The sequence below is a fragment of the Klebsiella sp. Sb-30 genome, from assembly GCF_057652795.1.
This window is the reverse complement of sequence record NZ_CM172749.1, coordinates 5248554-5274047: the sequence shown is the minus strand read 5'-3', so window position 1 is coordinate 5274047 and position 25494 is coordinate 5248554. Positions and strand designations below refer to the sequence as shown.

Below are 25494 nucleotides of genomic sequence, written 5' to 3'. Positions count from 1 at the left end.
AAAGAAGATTGACCCTACGGGCTGCGGTTGTGGCATCAGCCGCCGTCCGGCAATGATGATTAGCCGCGTTGGCTTAGTACCGCTTTTTCATAAGCGCGTACGCTATCCAGCCACTGGCTGCCCGCCGGGGTATCGTGGCGCTGGCAATACATCTCCCAGGCGGCCTGCCATGGCAGGCATTTCTGCTCTTCCAGCAGGGCCAGACGGGCGGTGTAGTCACCGTCAGCTTCCAGCTGGCGCAGCTGTTCCGTCGGTTCCAGCAGGGCGCGCAGCAGCGCTTTCTTCATGTTGCGGGTACCAATCACCCACGCCGCGATGCGGTTAATCGAGGCGTCGAAGAAATCGAGACCGATGTGCACGCGGTCGAACAGGTTGTGGCGGATGATTTCGCTGGCGATAGCCTGGGTTTCGTCATCCAGCAGCACGACGTGGTCGCTGTCCCAGCGCACCGGGCGGCTGACGTGCAGCAGCAGTCGCGGGATGTACAGCATGGCGGCGGAAATTTTGTCAGAGATGACTTCCGTCGGGTGGAAGTGGCCGGCATCGAGGCACAGCGCGGTCTGGCGGCTGGTGGCGTATCCCATATAGAACTCGTTGGAGCCGACGGTATAGCTTTCTGCGCCGATACCGAACAGTTTGCTCTCTACGGCATCGATGTGATGCGCCGGGTCGAGTTTTTCGCTGATGACCTCATCCAGCGCATTGAGCAGACGCTGGCGCGGGGCAAAACGGTCAACGGTAATATCTTTCATGCCGTCCGGGATCCAGATATTCATCACCGACGGGGTGCCCAGCTGCTCGCCGAACCAGGCAGAGATACGGCGGCTGGCTTTGCAGTGATCGATCCAGAACTGGCGGATTTCGTCGTTGGCGTGCGACAGGGTAAAGCCATCGGCGCTCAGCGGGTGGGAGAAACAGGAGGGGTTAAAATCCAGCCCCAGCTTATTGGTTTTGGCCCACTCAACCCAGTTGCGGAAGTGTTGTGGCTTGATTTCATTGCGCGCCACCGGCGTATCTGATTCCAGATAGAGCGCGTGCAGATTCAGGCGTTTCGGCCCCGGAATCAGGCTCAGCGCCTGCTCAAGGTCGGCGCGCAGCTCGCCGGCGTTACGAGCTTTGCCCGGATAGTTCCCCGTGGCCTGAATCCCGCCCGTTAAGTTCCCTTCCGGGTTTTCGAAGCCGGCGACGTCATCGCCCTGCCAGCAGTGCATCGAAACGGGTAGTCGGTCCAGTTGACGCAGGGCCTCCTCGACATCCACGCCAACGGCAGCGTAGCGCTGTTTAGCAATATCCCAGGCTTGTTCAAGTTGAGTGGTCATGCGCAAAGCTCCTTAGTCTGTTGTGGCTGAAACTGCGCCACGAAACGGGCAATTTCATGTTCAGGATTGGGGGTAAACGTGGTAAGCGCGGCGTTGCGACATACCACCTGACGGAAATCGTCGACGTTATTCAGTTCGTCCAGGGTCATCAGCTGGATGCCGATATTGCCCAGCGTGGAGGCCTCTACGGGCCCAGCGACCACCGTGATACCGCAGGCGTCGGCACACAGCTGATTGAGCAGCCCGTTCTGGCAGCCGCCGCCGACAATATGCAGCTGGCTGAACGGCTGGCCGCGGAGTTGGGCCAGTTCACGAAGTACGCGGGCATAGAGCAGGGCCAGACTGTCGAAAATACAGCGCGCCAGTTCGGCGTCATCGCCGGGAACCGGCTGCCCGGACTCGCGACAGGCGGACTGAATTTCGGCGCTCATATTGGCCGGATTGATAAAACGATCGTCGTTGCAGTCAATGACGAAACGGCAGGCCGGAAGACGAGCGGTACGGGCGATGAGCGCCGACAGGTCACTGATGTTTTGTTCTTTCAGCACCCGCTGCAGCAGCCACAGTCCCATGATATTTTTCAGCACCCGGTAGCGCCCTTCGGCGCCACCTTCATTGGTGATATTCGCCTGCAGCGCGTCGCTACCGGTGTAGGGGGTTTTGCTTTCAAAGCCCATCAGCGACCAGGTGCCGGAAGAGAGATACGCGGCGTTTTTGCTGGCCAGCGGCGAGGCGATGACCGCGCTGGCGGTATCGTGACTGGCGACGGCCACCACCGGAATGGCGTTGCCCTGCGGGCATAGCCAGTGACCGATTACGTTACCGGGATGCGTTGGCGTGCCGAACCATTCGCGCGGCGCTCCGCTCCAGTTCAACAGCTCTTCATCCCAGCTATCGCTGTTTATATTGATCAACTGGGTGGTGGTGGCGTTGGTGTATTCCCAGTTCAGATGGCCGGTGAGGCGAAAGCTGAAGTAGTCAGGGATCAGCAGCGCATGTGAAACCTGGCTGACCAGTTCCGGCTGCTGCTCAACCAGCGCGCGGAGCTGATAAAGGGTATTGAAGGGCATAAACTGAATGCCGCTACGGCGGTAGATCTCGGCGCGGCCTATTTGCTCTTCGGCATGGTGCATCAGGCCCTGGGTTCGTGGGTCACGATAGGAGACCGGCAGACCCACGCGTTCGCCGTGCTTATCCAGCAGGACATAATCCACGCCCCAGGTATCAATACCGATACTGTCGATGAGGATACCCTGCTCGCAGACCTTCACCAGCCCGCGGCGAATTTCGCCTTCCAGACGGTCGACATCCCAGCAGTCGTAGCCATCCACCTTTTGCAGGCTATTGGTAAAGCGGTGTATTTCGCGCAGCGTTAGCGTACGCGTCCCGCATTCATAGCTGGCAAGCATCACCCGCCCGCTGGAGGCGCCTAAATCAACGGCTACACAATGACGAAAGCTCATGGGGAGATCCTTGTAAAAATCATTGTCAGCAGTCTAAAAAAGTCGTGAATCGCGCACCTTCTTGCCACTGACAGGGAAAACAGGCGGCTGGCAAGAAAGCAAAGATGACCGTGAGGGAGGTCACAGATTCTCTTCATGAGCATCAGGGAAGAGGATGTGATGTTGTCCGCAGTTCCCGATCTTTCCGGCTGTTTCTTGAAAAAGCGGCAGGTTTTACGAATTTTGCGGTCAAAAATTGAAGGCTGGATTGCGGACCCTTAATTACTATTTGTGACACTGATTGATAACATTTCTCATTTCGAGGGTGCCGTTATGACCATTTTGCACAGCGTGGATTTCTTTAAGTCCGGGACTTCTGCTGTGGCCATTGAGCCACGCCTCCCTCAGGCGGCGTTCCCGGAACATCATCACGATTTCCATGAAATCGTCATCGTTGAGCACGGCACGGGGATTCATGTGTTCAACGGTCAGCCCTATACCATCAGCGGCGGTTCGGTGTGCTTTATTCGCGATCACGATCGTCATCTCTATGAACATACGGACAATTTATGCCTGACTAACGTGCTCTATCGCGCGCCGGATGCCTTTCGCTTTCTGAATGGCGTCAATCAGCTGTTACCGCAGGAGCAAGAGGGGAATTACCTCTCTCACTGGCGGGTGAACCAGGCCGTGCTACAGCAGGTACGACAGATCGTCGGACAGATGGAAGACGTCGGCCTCGAACCGGATATGCATACGCTCGCCGGACGGGAGATTCTCTTTATGCAGCTGCTTGTCCTGCTGCGTAAAAGCAGCCTCGCGGAAGGGGCGGCCGACAACGAAGCGCGGCTGAATCATCTGATGGCCTGGCTGGAAGATCACTTTGCCGAGGATGTCTGTTGGGAAGAGGTGGCGGATAAGTTTTCCCTGTCGCTGAGGACATTGCATCGCCAGCTGAAGCAACAGACCGGCCTGACGCCGCAGCGCTACCTCAATCGGGTGCGACTGATGAAGGCGCGTCACCTGCTACGCCATAGCGATGAGAGCATCACGGATATCGCCTATCGTTGCGGTTTCGGCGACAGTAACCACTTTTCGACGCTTTTTCGCCGCGAGTTTTCCTGGTCGCCGCGCGATATCCGTCAGGGACGGGACGCCATTCTTCAGTAACGCGAGAGCAGTCAACGTTTTAGCGAGCAAAAACGCGAATAATAAACCGTTATTGGCGGTGGAGTTCTGGTAGTGGCTGGTCAGCTGATTCTGCGCAAAGATGAGTTTTTTGCCTCTCCTTCTCAGGCGGTAGCGGTTGCCGACCGTTATCCGCAAAATGTCTTCGCCGAGCATACCCACGAGTTCTGCGAACTGGTACTGGTATGGCGGGGAAATGGCCTGCATGTCCTTAACGATCGCCCATGGCGCATTACCCGTGGCGACCTGTTTTATATTCGCGCCGAAGACAAACACTCCTACGCCTCGGTGAATGATTTAGTCCTGCAAAACGTCATCTATTGCCCGGATCGTCTGCGGCTTAACTTTGACTGGGCGGCCCATATTCCCGGTCTGTTTGGGACGTCGTGGATGCCGCACTGGCGGATCGGCAGTTCTGGTATGGCTCAGGTTCGCCAGGTGATTACTCAGCTGGAGCAGGAGAGCGCCCGCGGCGATGCGCAGTCTAATAACATGGCCGAGCTGCTGTTTGCGCAGCTGGCGTTGATTCTTCATCGCCACCGCTATGCGACCGATAACCGGGCGGCGACCCAAAGCGAAACGCTCCTCGATAAGCTGCTGACCGAACTGGCCGGCAGCCTGAACCGACCTTTTATTCTTGAGCTGTTTTGTGAGCGGGAGGGGTGCGGCGAGCGTGCGCTGCGTCAGCAGTTTCGCCAGCAGACCGGGATGACGATCAACCATTACCTGCGTCAGCTGCGTATCTGCCACGCGCAGTATTTATTGCAGCACACCGAGCGGTTGATTGGTGACATTGCGATGCAGTGCGGATTTGAAGACAGTAACTACTTTTCCGTCGTCTTTAATCGCGAAATTGGCATGACCCCAGGGCAGTGGCGGCAACGCAGTCGCGTTGCCGCATAGGGCATTAGCTGGCCATGCCGAGGCCAACGATATTGGCGGCGATGATAATCACCACGCAGCCCAGACTTAACACGCTGACCGGACGACGCCCGGCATTGTTCCACTCTTTCAGCACCAGCCCGACCAGCCCGCCGCACAGCACATAGAAGCTCATATGCAGCATCCAGCTCATGTAGTCATACTGCGCGGGAATGCTGGCGTGGCCCCAGGCATAGAAGAAAAACTGGAGATACCACATCAGACCGCCCAGCGCCGACAGCAGCACGTTGGCGATAATCAGCGGTTTTGCCAGCGAGAAGTCGGCTTTGATCGACAGGTTTTTGACTTTAGCCAGACGAATAAAGCAGAAGCCAAGGTTGACCAGCGCGCCGCCGCCCATAATCACCACATAGCTGGGCAGCGCGGTATACAGCGGGTCAACTCCCAGCGCTGCCGCGGCATCATGCATTGGCCTGGCGGCGTTCATCGCAAAGGACATCCCGGCAGAGAAAATGCCGCACATCACCGCCAGCATGAGCCCTTTTTTCAGATTGAAGTCTTCGGCTTTAATGCCCATCTTGCGCTCTTTCAACTGGCCGGCCCGGGTGACTATCGCCACGCCGATCACCGCAACCAGCACGCCGAGCAGCGTCATCTGGCCACCCTGGGTATGAAGGAGCACATCGATCTGCCCGTTGATAATTGGAGTCATCAGCGTGCCGACAATCAGGGTAATCCCGATGGCGATACCGATCCCCATCGACATACCGAGGTAGCGCATGGTCAGGCCGTAGTTAATATTGCCGATCCCCCACATGGCGCCAAACAGAAACACCGGCAGGAGCGTGGGGGCGTTGAAGGAACGGTAATAGGCCCAGAAATCAGGCAGCAGCATCGCGCTGATAGCCCAGGGAAGAATCAGCCAGGAGACAATCCCGCCGATTGACCACATGGTTTCCCATGACCACTGTTTAACTTGTTTGAACGGGGCATAGAAACAGGCTGCACTGGCCGCACCTATCAAATGCCAAAAAATACCCATCGTAATCGCGTGATTCATTGATTTTATCCTCATCTATTTTTTTATCGGATAAATCTTCTTCCGACACGATGAGTGTAAAAATCGGTCAGTTTTCTCGCCTTCAGGCTGTTGCCATGTGACGCTGAACTCTGGCAACCAACAACTTAATTACTTGTTCCAGCTCACAAAATTGCAGGTATACCCTGCGGTTATAACCTTATTAAAAATACGGCATTGATAAGCGTTTTCAATATCATTTAATTAACTATAATGAACCAACTGCTTACTCGGCATTAACACTTCCTGCCGCTTGACAATAATGGAGATGATTATGAGTTATACACTGCCAGCCCTGCCGTACGCTTATGACGCCCTGGAACCGCACTTTGATAAGCAGACGATGGAAATCCATCACACTAAACATCACCAGGCCTACGTTAACAACGCCAACGCTGCGCTGGAGAGCCTGCCGGAATTTGCTGACCTGTCTGCTGAAGAACTGATCGCCAAACTGGATCAGCTGCCGGCTGACAAAAAAACCGTACTGCGTAACAACGCGGGCGGCCACGCTAACCACAGCCTGTTCTGGAAAGGCCTGAAAACCGGTACCACCCTGCAGGGCGACCTGAAAGCCGCTATCGAACGTGATTTCGGTTCCGTTGATAACTTCAAAGCGGAGTTTGAAAAAGCGGCTGCGACCCGTTTCGGTTCTGGCTGGGCATGGCTGGTGCTGAAGGGCGACAAACTGGCCGTGGTTTCTACCGCTAACCAGGACTCCCCGCTGATGGGCGAAGCTATCTCCGGCGCTTCCGGCTTCCCGATTCTGGGCCTGGACGTTTGGGAACACGCTTACTACCTGAAATTCCAGAACCGTCGTCCGGACTACATCAAAGAGTTCTGGAACGTGGTTAACTGGGACGAAGCAGCAGCGCGTTTTGCCGCCAAAAAATAAGGTTGCATTGTGCTGAACGAGAAGCGAGTCTGATGACTCGCTTTTTTTATATCCGCAGCAAAGGAGCAGCGATGCACTATCCGGTGAATGTCTTTGTGGGCAAGGTAAGGGATTACGACGGCAGCCGTCCAAGCGCCATCGGGAAAATTCAGGTCGACGGTGAACTGACCCTCGGCGAACTGGGGCTGGAGGGCGATGAACAGGCGGAGACGAAAATACATGGCGGGCCGGACCGCGCGCTGTGCCACTATCCCCGTGAACACTACGCCCATTGGGCTCTTGAACTTCCGCAGCAGGCGGATCTTTTCTGCGCCCCGGCGTTTGGCGAGAATCTCTCGACCGAAGGGCTGACCGAAAAAGAGGTCTGTATCGGCGACATCTTTCGCTGGGGAGAGGCGCTGATTCAGGTGACGCAGCCGCGTTCACCGTGCTTCAAGCTTAACTATCATTTTACTGTCAGCGATATGGCGCAGCTTATGCAGAACAGCGGTAAAACCGGCTGGCTGTATCGGGTCGTGGCGGGCGGGCGGGTATCCGGCGATGCGCCGCTGGAGCTGGTTTCCCGACTAAGCGATGTGAGCGTCCATGAGGCGGGGGCCATTGCCTGGCATATGCCGTTCGATGACGAACAATACCATCGCCTGCTCTCGGCGGCGGGGCTGTCGGTGAGCTGGAGCCGTACCATGCAGAAACGGCGCCTGAGCGGGCAGATAGAAGACAATTCGCGGAGATTGTGGGGAAAATAATTCGCCGATAACGCCGCAGGCGCTGGCTGCGAACGATCCCTGAGGCGGCGCGCTGCGCCTGTCCGGGCTACCCGTCTGCGGACAGTTGTGGTAGCCCGGCTAAGCGCAGCGTAAGCCGGAGAAGAGCGATCAGGTGCGCTTATACAGCGGCAGCCAGATGGTCAGCCGCAAACCGCCTAACGGGCTGTCATCGGCTTTGACCCAGCCGCGATGCTGCTGAATCGCCGCCTCGACAATCGCCAGCCCCAGACCGGTGCCGCCGGACTCGCGATCGCGTGCCTCGTCGGTACGGTAGAACGGACGGAAAATCTGCTCGCGATCCTCCGGACTGACGCCCGGACCATCATCATCGACGTTGACCGTGATGCCGTCTTTATCCACCGAAAAACTGACCGAAATTTTGGTGTGCGAGTAGCGCAGCGCGTTACGGACGATATTTTCCAGCGCGCTTTCCAGCGCATTAGGATTGCCGTACAGCGGCCACGGACCCGGCGGATACTCGACGGTGAAGGATTTTCCAACCTGCTCGGCTTCAAACGCCGCGTTATCCAGCACTTCGCCCCACAGCTGATTGGCCTTCACCGTTTCACTGACCAGCGCGTTATTCGCCTGATTGCGCGACATCACCAGCAGGTCGTTAATCATGCTGTCCAGCCGGTGGGCTTCGGTCTCAATACGCTCAAGCTCTTTGCTCTCGCCGCTGCGACGGCGCAGTAAGGCCGTACCCAGCTGCAGGCGCGTGAGCGGCGTACGCAGCTCGTGGGAAATATCGGACAGCAGGCGCTGCTGACCGGTCATCATGCGTTCCAGTGCCGTGACCATCTGGTTAAAACTGGCCCCGGCGGCTAAAAACTCCTGCGGGCCGGCTTCCAGTTCCGGATGTTGACGCAGGTTGCCCTGGGCGACCTCATCGGCGGCGTTTTTCAACTTGCGGGCCGGTTTGGCCAGACTCCAGGCCAGCCACAGCAGCAGCGGCGAACTGACCAGCATCGTGACGATAAGCAGGAGCAGCGGGCGGTCGAACAGCAGGTTGATAAAGTCTGACTGGGATGTGCTGGCAGGGCGGATCAGATAGAGCTGGTAATTATCTTCCCCATCCCTGACGGAAAACGGCCCGACCATTTCCAGACGGCCGTAGCGTTTTTTCTGCGGATGATCGGCATTATCGGCCTGGCCGATAAAGTTACGAATGATCTGCATTTCGTTGCGTTCTGCACCGATCACGCGGCCTTCGCTGGTGACCAGCAGTAAACGCTGTCCCGGCGGAGCCCACTTATCGATAGCGCGAAACAGCCGACGCCACCACATCAGGTCATTGGGGGGATCGGTCGCCAGTTCGGCCTCGACGTGCTGTTCAATCATGGTGCCCTGACGCTGTTCGCTCTCCAGCAGTTCGGTCATCTGGCGCGAGTCCAGCTTGGGCAACATCAGAACCAGCATCAACACCAGCGCCAGCGTGAGCCAGAAAATAGCGAAGATGCGTGCAGTTAAACTTCCTATCATGAAGCCGAAACCATCAGGTAGCCGCGTCCGCGCAGGGTTTTAAACCACGGATGGCCGTCTTTGCGTTCCGGCAGCTTACGACGCAGATTGGAAATATGCATGTCGATGGCGCGATCGAACGGCGTCAGGCGTTTTCCCAATACTTCCTGGCTCAGATGTTCACGAGAAACAACCTGGCCAAGATGCTGTGCCAGCAGGTAGAGCAGGGTGAACTCCGTGCCGGTCAGTTCCAGGGTCTGACCATCGAAATTGGCTTCCTGGCGGCCGGGGTTGAGGCTCAAGGCGTCAACTTCCAGCGTCGGGGAACCGACTTCGGTAGTTTGCTGCTGCTCACTCCAGTGAGAACGGCGCAGAATCGCGCGTATACGCGCCACCAGCTCACGATCGTTGAAGGGCTTAGGCAAGTAATCATCCGCGCCCAGCTCGAGGCCGAGAACGCGATCCAGCTCGCTGCCGCGGGCAGTTAGCATGATAACCGGGGTCTGGTGTGTCTGACGTAACTCTTTAAGCGTATCGATACCGTTTTTCTTCGGCATCATCACATCAAGCAAAAGTAAATCGATGCTGTCGTCCAGAAGGGCCAGCGCCTGTTCCCCGTCATGGGCCACGAGCACGTTAAATCCTTCCATATCGAGCAGCTCTTTTAACAGGGAGGTGAGCTCCCGGTCATCATCAACTAACAGGATTTTATTCATTGTTTAAATACCTCCGAGGCAGAAATTACGTCATCAAGGCTCGCTAATCCATGACTTTACGTTGTTTTACACCCCCTGACGCATGTTTGCAGCCCGAATCGTAGACTGTATCTCGTTGAATCGCTACACAGACACAAACGTATTGGGAGTATGTGATGCGCAATGTTATTGCTGCCGTCATGGCCTCAACGCTGGCGCTAAGTGCATATAGCCAAGCCGCTGAAGTCGTTACCAGCGTTAACTGGCTCCCCGGAGATGACGGGGCGCAGCGCACCAGCCAGAGTCATATGTTTGACGGCATAAGTTTAACCGAACAGCAACGCCAGCAGTTACGAGATCTTATGCAACGGGCACGCCATGACAGGCAACCCATTAATGTTAGCGAAATGGAGACAATGCATCGTCTTGTCACCGCAGAAAATTTTGATGAAAACGCTGTGCGCGCTCAGGCTAATAAAATGGCGCAGGAACAGGTTACTCGCCAGATTGAAATGGCGAAGGTTCGCAACCAGATGTACCACCTGTTAACGCCGGAGCAGCAAGCGGTTCTTAATGCGAAACACCAGCAACGAATGGATCAGTTGCGCGAGGTTGCAAGGATGCAAAAAGGTTCAGCAACCATGCTGTCGAGTAGTAGCAATACCGTGCAACCCCAGTAGTAGACCCTGTTTTCCTTGCCATAGACACCATCCCTGTCTTCCCCCACATGATGTGGGGGTTTTTTTTGCCTGTCATTCGGCGAAACGACTCCCGCCTTGCTCCTCGTTGCGACAACAGTTCAGGTTATACTAAGCGCATCGCCGAAGAGGAGCATGTATGAATCAATCTTATGGGCGGCTGGTGAGCCGTGCGGCTATTGCGGCGACGGTGATGGCGTCCGCGTTACTTTTGATCAAGATTTTTGCGTGGTGGTACACCGGGTCTGTGAGTATTCTGGCTGCGCTTGTGGACTCGCTGGTGGATATTGCCGCCTCGTTAACGAATCTGCTGGTCGTGCGCTATTCGCTCCAGCCGGCAGATGAGGAACATACTTTTGGTCACGGTAAGGCAGAATCGCTGGCCGCGCTGGCACAAAGTATGTTTATCTCCGGGTCGGCTCTGTTTCTGTTTTTGACCGGTATTCAGCACCTGGCGCGTCCGGAACCGATGCAGGCGGCGGGTGTCGGTATTGCCGTGACGCTGATCGCGCTGGTCAGCACGCTGGTGCTGGTAACGTTCCAGCGTTGGGTGGTCAGAAAAACGCAAAGTCAGGCGGTGCGAGCAGATATGCTTCATTATCAGTCTGATGTTATGATGAACGGCGCAATTCTGGTGGCGCTGGGCCTCTCCTGGTATGGTTGGCATCGTGCCGACGCGCTGTTTGCTCTCGGGATTGGCATCTATATTTTATATAGCGCTCTGCGTATGGGTTATGACGCCATTCAGTCGTTGTTAGACCGCGCGCTTCCTGACGAGGAACGTCAGGAAATTATCAATATCGTGACCGAATGGCCAGGCGTCAGTGGGGCACACGATCTACGGACGCGGCAGTCAGGGCCGACTCGCTTTATTCAAATACATTTGGAAATGGAAGATAACCTCCCGCTGGTTCAGGCACACGTGATTGCCGATCAGGTGGAGCAGGCAATTCTGCACCGTTTCCCGGGTTCTGATGTCATTATCCATCAGGATCCCTGTTCTGTGGTGCCGCTGGCGCGGCAGGGCGTTTTTTGAGCTTTGGGTTATAGTCTGTAAACTCGATGTAAAAGTGTGGGGCAGATCGGCATTTTTTGTATAAATTACCGCCATTTGGTCTGACCTGAATCAATTCAGCCAGAAGCGTTTGATATACTATTGCAATTATCGTCGTGCACTCCTGGTGAAGGAGCGCTTCAGGCAACAGGATTATTTTTTGCTTCCTAAGTTCAGAGGTAGTCATGATTAAGAAAATCGGTGTATTGACAAGTGGCGGTGATGCTCCGGGCATGAACGCAGCAATTCGCGGCGTTGTGCGCGCAGCATTAACGGAAGGTCTGGAAGTTTTTGGAATCTATGACGGTTACCTCGGCCTGTATGAAGATCGCATGGTTCAGCTCGACCGCTACAGTGTTTCCGACATGATCAACCGTGGTGGCACTTTCCTCGGGTCAGCACGCTTCCCCGAGTTCCGCGAAGAACATATTCGTGCCGTTGCGCTCGAGAACATGAAAAAGCGTGGCCTGGATGCGCTGGTCGTTATCGGCGGTGATGGTTCTTACATGGGGGCGATGCGTCTGACTGAAATGGGCTTCCCGTGCATCGGCCTGCCAGGCACCATCGATAACGATATCAAAGGCACTGACTACACTATCGGTTTCTTTACCGCGCTGAGCACCGTAGTGGAAGCCATTGACCGCCTGCGCGATACCTCTTCTTCCCACCAGCGTATTTCGGTTGTTGAAGTGATGGGGCGTTACTGCGGCGATCTGACTCTGGCTGCGGCGATTGCCGGCGGGTGTGAGTTCATCATGGTGCCGGAAGTGGAATACACGCGTGACGATCTGGTCGCTGAAATCAAAGCCGGCATCGCCAAAGGTAAGAAACACGCCATCGTGGCCATTACCGAACATATGTGCGACGTGGACGAGCTGGCGCACTACATTGAGAAAGAAACCGGCCGTGAAACCCGGGCGACCGTTCTGGGCCACATTCAGCGCGGCGGTTCCCCGGTTCCTTATGACCGTATTCTGGCATCCCGCATGGGCGCCTACGCGATTGAACTGCTGCAGCAGGGATTCGGTGGCCGCTGCGTCGGTATTCAGAACGAGAAGCTGGTGCACCACGACATCATCGACGCTATCGAGAACATGAAGCGTCCGTTCAAAAATGACTGGCTGGATTGCGCGAAGAAACTGTACTAATTCTGGCGTGAAACAAACGAAAAGGCCTTCTCAGAGAGAAGGCCTTTTTAATTAGTGGGCAGGCTATTCGATATCCAGTGCATCCTCGGACAGGATGATCCCGGTATTATCGGCATACAGATGGTCACCGGAGAAGAAGGTCACGCCGCCGAAATTGACGCGTACGTCGCTTTCGCCGATACCTTCGCCAGCAGCCCCCACGGGAATGGCGGCCAGCGCCTGGATGCCAATATCCAGATCTTCAAGGTCGTCAACCTGACGCACCGCGCCATAGACGACAATCCCTTCCCACTCATTTTGTACGGCAAGACGCGCCAGGTCAGCGTCAATCAACGCACGTCGGACGGAACCCCCGCCATCGATCAGCAAGATGTGACCACGGCCGTTCTGTTCGAGCATATCGTATAGCAACCCGTTATCCTCGAAACATTTCACCGTGATGATTTGTCCACCAAACGACGACCGCCCCCCAAAGTTGGAGAACAGAGGTTCCACTACGTTGACATCCTCCTGGTAGATGTCACAAAGCTCGGAAGTATCGTATTTCATAGGCTTAACGTTCAGTTGCTGCGAGAGATTTTAGTATATCTCGCGAATCGTATTGTTGGCAAAATCATCAATTGTTAATTGATATTTGTCAGTTAACCCACCAGCTTGCTGCAAATAATCCCAATGACAAACAGCAGGTTGGTCAGCAGCGCTGCTTTCACCGTGCGTTCCAGCATCGGGCGCATCGCCACCGGCTCGCGCTCGCGCATCACAAATCGCGCCTGCTTCACCAGCAGCGGCGTGGCGAGCAGGAACAGCCAACCCCATGGGCTATGCAGAGAAATCAGGGTAAACAGCGCCAGGCACAGCGGCGCACCGATGAGCAGGCAAGCGTGATAGCGGCGAGCGTTGAGCGGCCCCAGACGTACTGCCAGCGTGTTTTTGCCGTTCTCTCTGTCGCTGTCGATATCGCGCAGATTATTGATATTCAGCACTGCGGCGGCTAACAGACCACAGGCGGTAGCGGGGAGGAAAATGGTTGCTTCAATCGTGTGGGCCTGGAGATACCAGCTCCCTGCGACGCTAAGCCAGCCAAAGAAGACCAGCACCGAGATATCGCCAAGGCCGATGTAGCCATAGGGCCGGGTGCCGACGGTGTAGGTGATCGCGGCGATAATCGCTAAACTCCCCAGCACCATGAAACCAATAAAATCGGCCATCGTCTGCCAGGCGCAGAACAACAGCGCCAGCCCGGAGAGGCAAATCAGCACCACGGTAACGATCAGCGCGCGTTTCATCTGCGGCTGGGTAATGGCCCCTTTTTGCATGCCGCGTAGCGGCCCGATACGGTCGGGTTTATCGCTGCCCTTAACGGCATCGCCATAATCGTTCGCCAGGTTGGATAAGATTTGCAGCAGGCCGGCGGTGATCAGCGCCAGCAGCGCCACCCAGGGATCGAAGTACCCCTGATGCCACGCGAGCGTCGTACCGACAACAATGGCGGAAAAGGCCAGCGGTAGCGTTTTTGGCCGCAGGCTTTCCAGCCAGGCCTGGGTTCGGTTTATCGGTTGTTCAGTCATAATTCCTGGCCAAAAAAATGGGGCTATATATAGCCCCATCGATTGTGATGAAAATACATTGAACCGGATTATAGGATAAAACGGCTCAGATCTTCATCCGCCACCAGCACATCCAGATGCTTACCAACATACTCGGCATCAATAATGATGCTCTGACCACCCATTTCGCTGGCGTCAAAGGAGATGTCTTCAATCAAACGCTCCAGCACGGTGTGCAGACGACGAGCGCCGATGTTTTCGGTGGTTTCGTTAACCTGCCATGCCGCCTGCGCAATGCGCTTGATGCCGTCTTCCGTAAACTCGATGTTGACGCCTTCGGTCGCCATCAACGCTTTATACTGAACGGTGATGGAGGCGTTCGGCTCGGTCAGGATGCGCTCGAAATCTTCCGTCGTCAGCGCTTTCAGCTCGACGCGAATCGGCAGACGACCCTGTAGTTCAGGGATCAGGTCAGACGGACTGGCCACCTGGAATGCGCCAGAGGCGATAAACAGAATGTGGTCAGTTTTCACCATGCCGTGTTTGGTCGACACCGTGCAGCCTTCGACCAACGGCAGCAGGTCGCGCTGCACGCCTTCGCGAGAGACATCCGGGCCGGAGCTGTTGCCGCCGCGCTTACAGATTTTGTCGATCTCATCGATAAATACGATACCGTGTTGTTCTACGGCGTCGATGGCATCCTGTTTGAGCTCTTCCGGGTTGACCAGCTTCGCCGCTTCTTCTTCAATCAGCAGCTTCATTGCGTCTTTGATTTTCAGCTTGCGCGGTTTTTGCTTCTGGCCGCCCAGGTTCTGGAACATCGACTGCAGCTGGCTGGTCATCTCTTCCATGCCCGGAGGGGACATGATTTCCACACCCATCGGTGCAGCGGCAAGATCGATCTCGATTTCTTTATCGTCGAGCTGACCTTCGCGCAGTTTTTTGCGGAATGCCTGACGGGCGGCAGACGGTTCCTGAGGCTGTTCCGCCTGGCCCCAGTTGTTTTTTGCCGGCGGGATCAGCACATCAAGAATGCGCTCTTCCGCCAGCTCTTCCGCGCGATAGCGGTTTTTATCGATCGACTGCATGCGGACCATTTTGATCGCCGCATCGGTCAGGTCGCGGATAATCGAATCCACTTCTTTCCCGACATAGCCCACTTCGGTGAATTTTGTGGCTTCAACTTTGATGAACGGCGCGTTGGCCAGTTTCGCCAGACGACGGGCAATTTCCGTTTTACCCACACCGGTCGGACCGATCATCAGAATGTTTTTCGGCGTGACTTCGTGACGCAGCTCTTCGTTCAGCTGCATACGGCGCCAGCGGTTACGCAGCGCGATAGCGACAGAACGCTTCGCCGCGTCCTGGCCGATAATATGTTTGTCGAGTTCGCTGACAATTTCGCGTGGGGTCATTTCAGACATGGGAGATCCTTACGCTTTAGAGGCTAATTCTTCGATGGTGTGGAAATGGTTGGTATAAATGCAGATATCACCTGCAATATTCAACGCCTTCTCTGCGATATCGCGTGCGCTCATATCGGTATTTTCCAGCAGAGCGCGGGCAGCGGCCTGAGCGTAGGGACCACCGGAGCCGATAGCAATCAGGTCGTTTTCTGGCTGCACCACGTCACCGTTACCGGTGATGATCAGCGAAGCGTTTTCATCCGCCACGGCCAGCAGAGCTTCCAGTTTGCGCAGCATACGATCGGTACGCCAGTCTTTCGCCAGTTCCACGGCGGCTTTGACCAGGTGCCCCTGATGCATTTCCAGTTTACGTTCAAACAGTTCAAATAGCGTGAAGGCGTCGGCGGTGCCGCCGGCGAAGCCCGCGATCACTTTGTCGTTGTAGAGACGACGCACTTTTTTCACGTTACCTTTCATGACGGTATTGCCAAGCGTGGCCTGGCCATCACCGGCAATAACCACATGGCCGTTACGGCGAACACTAACTATTGTTGTCACGAGCAGACCCCTTGGTTACAAAAGCGGAATAGGGGCCCCGCGCTTCACGCGGGGCAGAATGCAATTATAGATGGGGGGGATTTTTAGGGTTTCAACCCCTGGCGGCGAGACGAATGCAGTTTGCGTGTCCGGCCATCTTCAGGCGAGTGATCATATCGTTGGCGCTCTCCTTGCCCTTCAGTGGCCCAATGACCACGCGATTCCAGCCATTGTTGGTGGTAATGCGCGAGGAGAACCCTTCAAACGCCAGCTGCGCCCGAACGGTTTCCGCCTGTTCTGCGCCTTTAAAGGAGCCGCACTGAATCATCCAGCTACGATCGTCTTTCTTCTCCGCCGCTGCTTTCGGCGCCTCTTCAACGCGAGCAACCGGCGCAGCTGCCTGGGCTTTAGGCTGTGCGGCGGTATGCGCAGGCGTCTGCAGCAGATCCTGATACGGCTGTTGCGTCGAGGCGGTTTGTTTCGGCTGTTGTACCGGCTTTGGCTGCTGGTACGGCTGCTCTGCAACGCGCTGCTGCGCGCGCGGCTGTTGTTGCACCGGCGCCTGCTGCTGGGTTTGCGCCCATTGTTGCTGAGCCTGCTGCTGCTGTTGTACCTGCTGCTGCGCCAGACGCTGACGCTGCAGCGTTTGCTGGCGCTGAGCCGGGGTTTGTTCGTTCCACGGCACCTCGGTCAGCTGGGTCGGCTGCTGGCGCATATCCGCCTGCATTTGTGCCAGCAGCTGGCGCTGTTCATTGGTCAACTGCTCGGGCTTCATGACTTCCCCGCCGGCCGTCGGTTCAGTAGGCGCACGTACGCCAGGCTGGCGACTTTCCAGCTCTTTGATATAGCGCCAGCGCTCTTCCGGTTTCGGCGGGAGACCATTACCTGCCACCTGACGGTTTTGCAGCGCTTCCGCTTCTTCTTTTTTATGGTGCGTGATGAAGTACAGCCCACCGATAAAGGCCACCAGCACTGCCGCCGCGATCGCAACCATAGTCGGTGAAACCGCCGGAAGGCTGCTCTGTTTATTCCTTGAGCTTCGGGTATTACCCTTTTTGCGCCGCGAAGGAGCCGGTTGGCTGCGGCGTACATAATCTCGTTGTGCCACTATCGTTTCGCTGTTTTATTCGTTCGTCAGTCCGCCATGTTACTTAAGCGGCGGGCCTTTGACCAGAAGAGCAGGCCCGAAAACCTGATGGTTATGCTCTGATTTTGCGTGTACTGCCGCGAACGATCAGTTCGCAGTCCAGCAATCGTGAACCGCTGTTCACATTGTGACCATGTAGCTGATCCAGTAACAGGAGCATTGCTTCGCGGCCAATATCAAAGCGCGGTTGCGCAACGGTCGTCAATGGCGGATCGCAAAATTCGGATAAAGAGATATTATCGAAACCGACAATAGACAGATCGTCAGGTACCTTCAGTCCCCGGCGTTTTGCCAGCGACAGCGCCCCCAGCGCCATGATATCGCTATGGCAGAAGACCGCGGTTGGCGGCACCGGCAGCGCCAGAAGCTGTTCCAGCGCGCTGGCCCCGGCTTCATAGGTAAAGTTTCCGCGAGCGATATAGTGCGGATCGATGGTGATCCCGCTACGACGCAACGCCTGCACATAGCCCTGGAGGCGATAGTGGCAGAGCGGCATCTCTTCCGGGCCGGCGATACAGCCAATACGCTGGTGACCCAGTTCGTGCAGATAATTCACGGCATTAAATGCGGCGGTGAGGTTATCGATGTGCACCGTGGGCAGCTCCAGCTCCGGCGCAAATTCATTCGCCATCACCATCGGCGGTAGATTGCGCTGTTCTTCAACGCCTGCGTCAAACGGCAGACGGGAGCCTAGCAACAACATACCGTCGATCTGCTTGGTAATGATCAGGTCGATAAAAGTCTTTTCCTGCCGGTTCTGGTGGGCGCAGTCGCCGATCAGCACCAGATAGCCCTGTTCTGCCGCGGTAATCTCAATGCCGCGGATAATCTCGCTGAAAAAGGGATCGCAAATATCCGGTACGATGACCAGAATCGTACGCGACTCGTTACGTTTCATATTGCGTCCGAGCGACTGCGGCAAATAGCCGACTTCCAGCGCCGCCTGCTCCACCCGGTTACGGGTAGTCTGAGAAACCTTATCCGGATTCATTAACGCTCGGGACACGGTTGCCGTTGAAACGTTTGCCTTCAGGGCGACGTCTTTCATTGTGGCGGCAACCACCTGTTTTTTGGGCTTCACCTGTTTTCTCCTCGCTGACTGGCGCAGACACTTCCCTTGTGTTCTGACATCAGCAACATTTTTAGCAGATAGTCGACGCAGAGAGTTACAGAATTTTCATGAAAAACGTGATGGTTGTTGAATTTTTTCGATCCGTCTCGCAAGAGAAGGCTTAACCTTCAATAGGATCGACGTCCAGGACCCATTTTACCTTGCGCGCTTCCGGCAGCGTATTGATCAAGGCCAGCGTACCGCTGACGATATGCTGCAAGCGAACGCGTGAAGGGTGCTGGAGCAGAATTTGCCAGCGCCAGCGGCCCCCGCGTTTGGGCGCCAGCGCCGGAACCGGACCCAGCACCCACAGTTTGTCATCGGCCAGCGGACTGGCCTGCAGTAAATTACGCAACTGCTGCAGGAACAACGGCGCCTGCTGATTGTTATGGTCTTCGGCACGAATCAGGACATGGCTGGTCCACGGCGGCAGCTGCATGGTCTGCCTTTCGGCCAGCGCCTGTTCGGCAAAGGCGTCGTAGCCTTTATATAACAGCGTTTGCAGCAGCGGATGTTCCGGATGGTGGGTTTGCAAAATCACCTCTCCCTGTTTACCCGCGCGTCCTGCGCGGCCAGAGACCTGGGTATAGAGCTGAGCGAAGCGTTCTGCCGAGCGGAAATCGGCGGAAAACAGCGCACCATCGACATCCAGCAGCGACACCAGGGTAACATCCGGGAAATGATGACCTTTGGCCAGCATTTGAGTGCCGATCAGGATGCGTGCGCCGCCGCGATGAATATCGGAGAGGTGCTGTTCGAGCGCGCCTTTACGGCTGGTGGTATCCCGGTCGACGCGAGAGACCGGCACACCGGGAAACAGCGGCGCCAGCGCCTGCTCCAGCTGTTCGGTGCCCAGTCCGACCGGCACCAGATGCGTAGAGCCGCAGGAGGGGCACTGGCGCGGGATCGGACGCTGGCTGTCGCAGTGGTGGCAGCGTAAATGATGCTGTGCCTGATGCAAGGTGTAGTAGCTGTCGCAGCGCGGACACTCTGCGATCCAGCCGCAGTCATGGCACAGCAGCGCCGGGGCGAAACCGCGGCGGTTCAAAAACAGAATCACCTGATTATCGGCCTGCAAATGCTGACGCATGCGGGCAATCAGCGCCGGGGAGAGTCCCGCCTGCAATTGCTGTCCTTTCAGATCCAGCACGTGCTGCTGCGCCGGACGAGCGTTACCCGCACGCTTTGTCAGCTTCAGCTGGCGATATTTCCCCTGGCGGACATTGTATAGCGTCTCCAGCGCCGGGGTTGCCGAGCCAAGAATAATCGGGATTTGCTCGCTATGAGCGCGCCACACCGCCAGATCGCGGGCGTGATAGCGCCAGCCTTCCTGCTGCTTATAGGAGCTGTCGTGCTCTTCATCGATAACGATCACGCCCAGGTTTTTAAATGGCGTGAACAGCGAGGAACGCGTGCCGATGACGATAGCTGCTTCGCCATTTTTGGCCTTCAGCCACGCGGAAAGACGTTCGCTGTCGTTAAGGCCGGAGTGCAGGACTTCAACCGGGGCGTTAAATCGCTGACGGAAACGGGCGATGGTTTGCGGCGTCAGGCCAATTTCCGGCACCATCACCAGCGCCTGTCGGCCTTGCGCCAGCACGTTTTCCAGCACGCTGAGGTAAACTTCCGTTTTCCCGGAGCCGGTAATCCCCGCCAGCAGCCAGGTTGAAAACCGATCCGATGCGCTGTGAATCGCCCCGACGGCCGTGGCCTGCTCGGTGTTGAGGCGCAGCCGCTCGCCGGGTACAGCAAAGTGGGTTCGCCAGTCGGTGAGGGCGGGCGCTTCGCTTGCCAGCTCGCAAAGCCCTTTCCCGCGCAGGGCCTGCAACGCCGCATCGTTGAACTCCAGCTCCGCAACCTGGTGACGCCAGATCCTTCCCTGACGCAGTGCGGCCAGAGCCTGCTGCTGTTTCGGCGAGCGTTTGAGGCTGTTGATATCGACAGCCTGGCCCTGCTCGGTCGCGAACCAGTACCACTGCGGCGCTGCGCTGGCCGGTTTCCCCTGGCGAAGCATGATCGGCAGGGCGTGGAACAGCACATCGCCGATGGGATGATGATAGTAGTCAGCCGCCCACAGCAGCAGTCGCCAGACGGCAGAGGAAAATACCGGTTCGGCATCCAGCGTGGCGATGACCGGTTTGAGCTCATCCAGCGGCAGCTCGCTGCGTTCGCTGACGGCGGTCACAATCCCAATACGCTCTTGCTTACCGAACGGCACGCGCACGCGGCAGCCTGCTTTGACCGGCATTCCCTCAGGTAGCAGGTAGTCAAAGGTACGGGGCAGCGGGACGGGCAGGGCAACGTGGGCGACGGGCATGTCATCTTCCTGACTTGAAATCTGGCCGGTTAGTATACACATTGTGATAAGGGCTCGCGGATCAGTTTGCATATGCTGGTCAAATTCTGTATGATTCGCCGCCTTTGGTGCGCTTCGTGCAGCATCAGAATCTATTACCCGGGGATTACGCTTAGCGGAATTGCGCCGGGAAATTATTAACATCGCGTGGTGTCTGGCGTTAGGGCTGGAAGAGCGACGCGGCCTTAACTGAGGTTCTCCCATGAAAAAAGATATTCATCCGAAATACGAAGAAATTACTGCTTCTTGCTCTTGCGGTAATGTCATGAAAATCCGTTCTACCGTAGGTCACGACCTGAACCTCGACGTGTGCGGTAAATGCCACCCGTTCTACACTGGCAAGCAGCGTGATGTTGCGACCGGTGGCCGCGTTGACCGCTTCAACAAGCGCTTCAGCGTTCCAGGCACCAGCAAGTAAGTTGCCGGAAGAAAAAGCCGCCCACGGGCGGCTTTTTTTGTTTCTGTCGTTATGCCCGGCATGCAGATTCAGGGTGGGCAGAGACGTAAAAAAGGGCGGAAGGTCACTTCCGCCCTTTTTTATTGACTCAGTATTCCCACGTATCCGGGTCGATACCCATCTCGCGCATAATCTGTTTCGCCGCTTCCGGGATCTCATCGCTGCGCTCTTTACGCAGGTCTTCATCGTTGGGTAACGGTTGACCGGTAAATGCATGCAGGAACGCTTCACACAGCAGTTCGCTATTGGTGGCGTGGCGCAGGTTGTTGACCTGACGACGCGTGCGTTCATCGGTGAGGATCTTCAACACCTTCAGAGGAATGGATACCGTAATTTTTTTTACTTGCTCACTCTTCTTACCGTGCTCAGCGTATGGGCTGATATATTCGCCGCTCCATTCAGCCATGAGATACCTTTAATCCTCTAGTCATTAGTTAAGGGCCAGAACCACGGTCCGGGCCATAATTGCGCGTAGTTTACCGTAGAGGGGGCGTTCTGACACCCGATAAGCCCCTGCAGAGATGCGCTAATGCATATAATTTTAACGGCTATTCTCTATTTGCTCAATCTATACGCAAAGAAGTTTAGATGTCCAGATGTATTGACGTCTATTGTGACAATGATTACTCTGGTGCCTGACTTTTCACCGATTCAGCCCAGGAACTGCCCAACATGACGCGTAAACAGGCCACCATCGCAGTGCGTAGCGGTTTAAATGACGACGAACAATACGGTTGCGTTGTCCCGCCGATTCACCTTTCCAGTACCTACAACTTTACCGGCTTTAATGAACCCCGTGCCCACGACTACTCCCGCCGCGGTAACCCTACCCGCGATGTGGTGCAGCGCGCGCTGGCGGAGCTGGAAGGGGGAGCGGGCGCCGTTCTGACCAATACCGGTATGTCGGCGATTCTGCTGGTGACGACCGTGTTCCTGAAGCCCGGCGATCTGCTGGTGGCCCCTCACGACTGCTACGGCGGCAGCTATCGTCTGTTTGATAGCCTGGCGAAGCGCGGCTGCTATCGGGTTCTGTTTGTCGATCAGAACGATGAACAGGCGCTGAGTGCGGCATTGTCTGAAAAACCGAAGCTGGTGTTGGTCGAAAGCCCAAGTAATCCATTGCTGCGCGTGGTGGATATTGCGAAAATCTGCACGCTGGCTCGTGAAGCGGGTGCGGTGAGCGTGGTGGATAACACCTTCCTGAGCCCGGCGCTGCAAAATCCGCTGGCGCTGGGAGCCGATCTGGTGCTGCATTCGTGCACAAAATACCTGAACGGGCATTCTGACGTGGTCGCCGGGGTGGTGATTGCGAAAGATCCGGCTGTTGTCACCGAACTGGCATGGTGGGCGAATAATATCGGCGTAACCGGCGGCGCATTTGACAGCTACCTGCTGCTGCGTGGTTTACGTACGCTCTCTCCGCGTATGGAAGTCGCACAGCGCAATGCGCTGGCGATTGTCGACTATCTGAAAACCCAGCCGCTGGTGAAAAAACTGTATCATCCATCTCTGCCGGAAAATCAGGGGCATGAGATTGCTGCCCGTCAGCAAAAAGGTTTTGGCGCGATGTTAAGCTTTGAGCTGAAGGGCGATGAGCAGACGCTGCGTCGTTTTCTGAGCGGATTATCGCTGTTTACGCTGGCCGAATCGCTGGGGGGCGTAGAAAGTCTGATTTCGCACGCTGCGACGATGACCCATGCAGGTATGGCGCCTGAGGCGCGCGCGGCGGCAGGGATTTCAGAAACGCTTCTGCGTATTTCGACCGGTATTGAAGATGGTGAAGATTTAATTGCCGACCTGGAAAATGGCTTCCGGGCAGCAAACGAGGAATAAACATGAGTGTGAATGCGCAGGCAGGGGCGAAGGGTCGTCAGCTGCACAAATTTGGTGGGAGTAGTTTAGCGGATGCGAAATGTTACCTGCGCGTCGCGGGGATCATGACGGAATACTCGCAGGCCGGTGACATGATGGTTGTCTCCGCCGCTGGCAGCACCACCAACCAGCTGATTAGCTGGCTGAAGCTCAGCCAGACCGATCGCCTTTCTGCGCATCAGGTACAGCAGTCGCTGCGCCGTTACCATATGGAGCTGATCGCCAGCCTGCTGTCGGCAGAAGCGGCAGATACGCTGATCGCGTCGTTTATTCACGACCTAGAGCGTCTCGCCGGCTTGCTGGATAGCGGCGTGACCGATGCGGTCTATGCTGAAGTGGTCGGCCATGGCGAAGTGTGGTCTGCACGTCTGATGGCCGCGGTGCTCAACCAGCTGGGACTGGAAGCGGCATGGCTTGACGCACGTAGCTTCCTGCGCGCCGAACGCGCTGCGCAGCCGCAGGTGGATGAAGGTCTGTCTTATCCGCTGCTGCAACAGCTGATGGCGCAACATCCCAACAAACGTCTGGTGGTGACCGGCTTCATCTCGCGCAACAGCGCCGGGGAAACCGTCCTGCTGGGGCGTAATGGTTCTGACTATTCCGCGACCCAAATTGGTGCCTTGGCCGGGGCGTCTCGCGTCACTATCTGGAGCGATGTGGCCGGGGTCTACAGCGCGGATCCGCGTAAAGTGAAGGATGCGTGCCTGCTGCCGCTGCTGCGCCTGGATGAAGCCAGCGAGCTGGCGCGCCTGGCGGCTCCGGTCCTGCACGCCCGTACCCTTCAACCGGTCTCCGGTAGCGATATCGATCTGCAGCTGCGCTGTAGCTACACGCCTGAGCAAGGCTCCACGCGCATTGAGCGCGTGCTGGCGTCCGGCACCGGCGCGCGAATTGTCACCAGCCATGATGATGTCTGCCTGATTGAGTTCCAGGTGCCCGCCGGTCAGGATTTCAAGCTGGCGCACAAGGAGCTGGATCTTATCTTTAAACGCGCCCAGCTGCGCCCGCTGGCGGTGGGGGTGCATGCCGATCGTAAGCTGCTGCAGTTCTGCTATACCTCGGAAGTGGCCGACAGCGCGCTGCGTCTGCTCGATGAAGCGGGTCTGCCGGGCGAGCTGCGTCTGCGTCAGAAGCTGGCGCTGGTGGCGATGGTCGGGGCGGGCGTCAGCCGTAACCCGCTGCATTGCCACCGTTTCTGGCAGCAGTTGAAAGGACAGCCGGTCGAGTTTACCTGGCAGTCTGAAGAGGGGATTAGCCTGGTGGCGGTGTTGCGCGCAGGCCCGACGGAAAGCCTGATTCAGGGCCTGCATCAGTCCCTGTTCCGGGCAGAAAAACGTATTGGCCTGGTCCTGTTTGGTAAAGGCAACATCGGTTCGCGCTGGCTGGAGCTGTTTGCCCGTGAACAGAGTACGCTCTCAGCCCGCACCGGCTTCGAGTTTGTCCTCGCCGGCGTGGTGGACAGCCGCCGCAGCCTGCTTAACTACGACGGTCTGGATGCCAGCCGCGCGTTAGCGTTCTTTAACGATGAAGCCGTTGAGCAGGATGAAGAGTCGCTGTTCCTGTGGATGCGCGCTCATCCCTATGATGATTTAGTGGTGCTGGACGTGACCGCCAGCGAGCAGCTGGCCGATCAGTACCTTGATTTTGCCAGCCACGGCTTCCACGTCATCAGCGCCAATAAGCTGGCCGGGGCCAGCAGCAGCGACAAATATCGTCAGATTCACGATGCGTTCGAGAAAACGGGCCGCCACTGGCTGTACAACGCTACGGTCGGCGCGGGTCTGCCGGTGAACCATACCGTGCGCGACCTGATTGACAGCGGCGATACTATTCTGGCGCTGAGCGGTATTTTCTCCGGCACGCTCTCCTGGCTGTTCCTGCAGTTTGACGGCACCGTGCCGTTTACCGATCTGGTCGATCAGGCCTGGCAGCAGGGGCTGACGGAGCCGGACCCGCGCGTTGACCTGGCGGGGAAAGACGTGATGCGTAAGCTGGTTATCCTTGCGCGCGAAGCCGGTTATGACATCGAGCCCGATCAGGTGCGCGTCGAATCGCTGGTGCCTGCGCACTGTGAAGAGGGTTCTGTGGATCACTTCTTTGAGAATGGCGAAGAGCTGAACGAACAGATGCTGCAACGTCTGGAGGCCGCCCGTGAACTGGGGCTGGTTCTGCGCTACGTGGCGCGTTTTGATGCCAACGGAAAAGCGCGGGTTGGCGTTGAAGCCGTCCGCGAGGAGCATCCGCTGGCGGCGCTGCTGCCGTGCGATAACGTGTTTGCTATCGAGAGCCGCTGGTACCGCGATAACCCACTGGTTATCCGCGGCCCGGGTGCCGGCCGCGACGTGACCGCTGGCGCTATTCAGTCGGATATTAACCGTCTGGCACAGCTGCTCTAATCCTGCCTCTGCCCGAGACCAGACCGGCGTCTGGTCTC

The 25494-nt window shown here is 56.7% G+C and carries 23 protein-coding genes; 10 read left to right on the top strand and 13 right to left on the bottom strand.

Annotated elements, in window-relative coordinates; genetic code table 11:
- Positions 1–59: 59 nt before the first annotated feature.
- Together rhaA and rhaB are read right to left on the bottom strand one after the other, a co-directional pair.
- Positions 60–1319 (bottom strand): L-rhamnose isomerase, encoded by a 1260-nt coding sequence (rhaA, locus tag AC236I_RS24635; protein ID WP_004869351.1) that lies wholly within the window; start codon positions 1317–1319, stop codon positions 60–62.
- Complete coding sequence (gene rhaB, locus AC236I_RS24630) at positions 1316–2782, bottom strand: rhamnulokinase (RefSeq protein WP_086817479.1); 1467 nt, start codon at positions 2780–2782, stop codon at positions 1316–1318. Before rhaB ends, rhaA begins: the two co-directional genes overlap by 4 nt.
- A 312-nt stretch (positions 2783–3094) precedes the next feature.
- On the opposite strand from rhaB, the gene rhaS reads away from it, so the two are divergent.
- Both rhaS and rhaR read left to right on the top strand, forming a co-directional pair.
- Positions 3095–3931 (top strand): HTH-type transcriptional activator RhaS, encoded by an 837-nt coding sequence (rhaS, locus tag AC236I_RS24625; protein WP_004869353.1) that lies wholly within the window; start codon positions 3095–3097, stop codon positions 3929–3931.
- A 72-nt stretch (positions 3932–4003) separates the two neighbouring features.
- Positions 4004–4852 (top strand): HTH-type transcriptional activator RhaR, encoded by an 849-nt coding sequence (rhaR, locus tag AC236I_RS24620; protein WP_004869355.1) that lies wholly within the window; start codon positions 4004–4006, stop codon positions 4850–4852.
- Between the two features lie 4 nt (positions 4853–4856).
- Here the strand turns inward: rhaR and rhaT are convergent, their stop codons facing one another.
- Positions 4857–5891: an L-rhamnose/proton symporter RhaT gene (gene rhaT, locus AC236I_RS24615; protein ID WP_069476341.1), complete on the bottom strand. Its 1035-nt coding sequence runs from the start codon at positions 5889–5891 to the stop codon at positions 4857–4859.
- 292 nt (positions 5892–6183) lie between these two features.
- Between rhaT and sodA the strand changes: the two genes are divergently transcribed.
- Positions 6184–6804: a superoxide dismutase [Mn] gene (sodA, locus tag AC236I_RS24610; RefSeq protein ID WP_004869361.1), complete on the top strand. Its 621-nt coding sequence runs from the start codon at positions 6184–6186 to the stop codon at positions 6802–6804.
- Between the two features lie 71 nt (positions 6805–6875).
- On the top strand, positions 6876–7550 hold the full coding sequence (yiiM, locus tag AC236I_RS24605; protein ID WP_069476340.1) for a 6-hydroxyaminopurine reductase: 675 nt from the start codon (positions 6876–6878) through the stop codon (positions 7548–7550).
- A 129-nt stretch (positions 7551–7679) separates the two neighbouring features.
- On the opposite strand, the gene cpxA is transcribed toward yiiM, so the two are convergent.
- Together cpxA and cpxR are read right to left on the bottom strand one after the other, a co-directional pair.
- Complete coding sequence (cpxA, locus tag AC236I_RS24600; protein ID WP_004869367.1) at positions 7680–9053, bottom strand: envelope stress sensor histidine kinase CpxA; 1374 nt, start codon at positions 9051–9053, stop codon at positions 7680–7682.
- Entirely contained in the window at positions 9050–9748 is a 699-nt protein-coding gene (cpxR, locus tag AC236I_RS24595) for an envelope stress response regulator transcription factor CpxR (protein ID WP_004869370.1), read from the bottom strand. The genes cpxA and cpxR overlap by 4 nt, the downstream gene beginning before the upstream one ends.
- Before the next feature lie 155 nt (positions 9749–9903).
- Here cpxR and cpxP point away from each other — a divergent pair, with 155 nt between their 5' ends.
- The 3 genes from cpxP (at position 9904) to pfkA (ending at position 12627) form a co-directional block, all read left to right on the top strand.
- Positions 9904–10407: a cell-envelope stress modulator CpxP gene (gene cpxP / locus AC236I_RS24590; RefSeq protein ID WP_004869373.1), complete on the top strand. Its 504-nt coding sequence runs from the start codon at positions 9904–9906 to the stop codon at positions 10405–10407.
- A 157-nt stretch (positions 10408–10564) separates the two neighbouring features.
- Positions 10565–11461, top strand: coding sequence for a CDF family cation-efflux transporter FieF (fieF, locus tag AC236I_RS24585; protein WP_004869375.1), 897 nt, complete (start codon positions 10565–10567; stop codon positions 11459–11461).
- 203 nt (positions 11462–11664) lie between these two features.
- Positions 11665–12627: a 6-phosphofructokinase gene (gene pfkA / locus AC236I_RS24580; RefSeq protein WP_004869378.1), complete on the top strand. Its 963-nt coding sequence runs from the start codon at positions 11665–11667 to the stop codon at positions 12625–12627.
- 63 nt (positions 12628–12690) lie between these two features.
- Here the strand turns inward: pfkA and rraA are convergent, their stop codons facing one another.
- The 7 genes from rraA to priA all read right to left on the bottom strand — a co-directional run bounded on the left by rraA (position 12691) and on the right by priA (position 20692).
- Positions 12691–13176 carry a ribonuclease E activity regulator RraA gene (rraA, locus tag AC236I_RS24575; protein ID WP_004869382.1) on the bottom strand — a complete coding sequence of 162 codons (486 nt, stop codon included), beginning with the start codon at positions 13174–13176 and terminating at the stop codon, positions 12691–12693.
- 92 nt (positions 13177–13268) lie between these two features.
- Complete coding sequence (menA, locus tag AC236I_RS24570; protein WP_004869386.1) at positions 13269–14195, bottom strand: 1,4-dihydroxy-2-naphthoate polyprenyltransferase; 927 nt, start codon at positions 14193–14195, stop codon at positions 13269–13271.
- Positions 14196–14263: 68 nt separating this feature from the next.
- Positions 14264–15598: an ATP-dependent protease ATPase subunit HslU gene (gene hslU, locus AC236I_RS24565; RefSeq protein WP_004869389.1), complete on the bottom strand. Its 1335-nt coding sequence runs from the start codon at positions 15596–15598 to the stop codon at positions 14264–14266.
- A 9-nt stretch (positions 15599–15607) separates the two neighbouring features.
- The gene (gene hslV, locus AC236I_RS24560) at positions 15608–16138 is read right to left on the bottom strand and encodes an ATP-dependent protease subunit HslV (RefSeq protein WP_004869393.1); all 531 of its coding nucleotides are present in this window, start codon (positions 16136–16138) and stop codon (positions 15608–15610) included.
- A 91-nt stretch (positions 16139–16229) separates the two neighbouring features.
- Complete coding sequence (ftsN, locus tag AC236I_RS24555) at positions 16230–17225, bottom strand: cell division protein FtsN (RefSeq protein ID WP_071887201.1); 996 nt, start codon at positions 17223–17225, stop codon at positions 16230–16232.
- A 91-nt stretch (positions 17226–17316) separates the two neighbouring features.
- Positions 17317–18345 carry a DNA-binding transcriptional regulator CytR gene (gene cytR / locus AC236I_RS24550; protein ID WP_004869399.1) on the bottom strand — a complete coding sequence of 343 codons (1029 nt, stop codon included), beginning with the start codon at positions 18343–18345 and terminating at the stop codon, positions 17317–17319.
- Between the two features lie 151 nt (positions 18346–18496).
- A complete protein-coding gene (gene priA / locus AC236I_RS24545; RefSeq protein ID WP_004869402.1) occupies positions 18497–20692 on the bottom strand; it encodes a primosomal protein N' in 2196 nt (731 codons plus the stop codon).
- A gap of 241 nt (positions 20693–20933) precedes the next feature.
- On the opposite strand from priA, the gene rpmE reads away from it, so the two are divergent.
- The gene (gene rpmE / locus AC236I_RS24540) at positions 20934–21149 is read left to right on the top strand and encodes a 50S ribosomal protein L31 (protein ID WP_004869403.1); all 216 of its coding nucleotides are present in this window, start codon (positions 20934–20936) and stop codon (positions 21147–21149) included.
- Positions 21150–21276: 127 nt separating this feature from the next.
- Here rpmE and metJ read toward each other — a convergent pair whose 3' ends face one another.
- Positions 21277–21594: a met regulon transcriptional regulator MetJ gene (gene metJ / locus AC236I_RS24535; protein ID WP_004869405.1), complete on the bottom strand. Its 318-nt coding sequence runs from the start codon at positions 21592–21594 to the stop codon at positions 21277–21279.
- 266 nt (positions 21595–21860) lie between these two features.
- Between metJ and metB the strand changes: the two genes are divergently transcribed.
- Together metB and AC236I_RS24525 are read left to right on the top strand one after the other, a co-directional pair.
- Positions 21861–23021 carry a cystathionine gamma-synthase gene (gene metB / locus AC236I_RS24530; RefSeq protein ID WP_004869407.1) on the top strand — a complete coding sequence of 387 codons (1161 nt, stop codon included), beginning with the start codon at positions 21861–21863 and terminating at the stop codon, positions 23019–23021.
- Positions 23022–23023: 2 nt separating this feature from the next.
- Complete coding sequence (locus AC236I_RS24525) at positions 23024–25456, top strand: bifunctional aspartate kinase/homoserine dehydrogenase II (protein ID WP_004869409.1); 2433 nt, start codon at positions 23024–23026, stop codon at positions 25454–25456.
- Positions 25457–25494: the final 38 nt, after the last annotated feature.

What these genes read in the sequence shown, in the direction of transcription:
- cpxR (WP_004869370.1), bottom strand. Translation starts at nt 9,748, where the DNA reads ATGAATAAAATCCTGTTAGTTGATGATGACCGGGAGCTCACCTCCCTG.
- rhaB (WP_086817479.1), bottom strand. Translation starts at nt 2,782, where the DNA reads ATGAGCTTTCGTCATTGTGTAGCCGTTGATTTAGGCGCCTCCAGCGGG.
- menA (WP_004869386.1), bottom strand. Translation starts at nt 14,195, where the DNA reads ATGACTGAACAACCGATAAACCGAACCCAGGCCTGGCTGGAAAGCCTG.
- AC236I_RS24525 (WP_004869409.1), top strand. Translation starts at nt 23,024, where the DNA reads ATGAGTGTGAATGCGCAGGCAGGGGCGAAGGGTCGTCAGCTGCACAAA.
- yiiM (WP_069476340.1), top strand. Translation starts at nt 6,876, where the DNA reads ATGCACTATCCGGTGAATGTCTTTGTGGGCAAGGTAAGGGATTACGAC.
- metB (WP_004869407.1), top strand. Translation starts at nt 21,861, where the DNA reads ATGACGCGTAAACAGGCCACCATCGCAGTGCGTAGCGGTTTAAATGAC.
- rhaS (WP_004869353.1), top strand. Translation starts at nt 3,095, where the DNA reads ATGACCATTTTGCACAGCGTGGATTTCTTTAAGTCCGGGACTTCTGCT.
- hslU (WP_004869389.1), bottom strand. Translation starts at nt 15,598, where the DNA reads ATGTCTGAAATGACCCCACGCGAAATTGTCAGCGAACTCGACAAACAT.
- cpxA (WP_004869367.1), bottom strand. Translation starts at nt 9,053, where the DNA reads ATGATAGGAAGTTTAACTGCACGCATCTTCGCTATTTTCTGGCTCACG.
- sodA (WP_004869361.1), top strand. Translation starts at nt 6,184, where the DNA reads ATGAGTTATACACTGCCAGCCCTGCCGTACGCTTATGACGCCCTGGAA.
- priA (WP_004869402.1), bottom strand. Translation starts at nt 20,692, where the DNA reads ATGCCCGTCGCCCACGTTGCCCTGCCCGTCCCGCTGCCCCGTACCTTT.
- metJ (WP_004869405.1), bottom strand. Translation starts at nt 21,594, where the DNA reads ATGGCTGAATGGAGCGGCGAATATATCAGCCCATACGCTGAGCACGGT.
- fieF (WP_004869375.1), top strand. Translation starts at nt 10,565, where the DNA reads ATGAATCAATCTTATGGGCGGCTGGTGAGCCGTGCGGCTATTGCGGCG.
- rpmE (WP_004869403.1), top strand. Translation starts at nt 20,934, where the DNA reads ATGAAAAAAGATATTCATCCGAAATACGAAGAAATTACTGCTTCTTGC.
- pfkA (WP_004869378.1), top strand. Translation starts at nt 11,665, where the DNA reads ATGATTAAGAAAATCGGTGTATTGACAAGTGGCGGTGATGCTCCGGGC.
- cpxP (WP_004869373.1), top strand. Translation starts at nt 9,904, where the DNA reads ATGCGCAATGTTATTGCTGCCGTCATGGCCTCAACGCTGGCGCTAAGT.
- rhaA (WP_004869351.1), bottom strand. Translation starts at nt 1,319, where the DNA reads ATGACCACTCAACTTGAACAAGCCTGGGATATTGCTAAACAGCGCTAC.
- rhaT (WP_069476341.1), bottom strand. Translation starts at nt 5,891, where the DNA reads ATGAATCACGCGATTACGATGGGTATTTTTTGGCATTTGATAGGTGCG.
- rraA (WP_004869382.1), bottom strand. Translation starts at nt 13,176, where the DNA reads ATGAAATACGATACTTCCGAGCTTTGTGACATCTACCAGGAGGATGTC.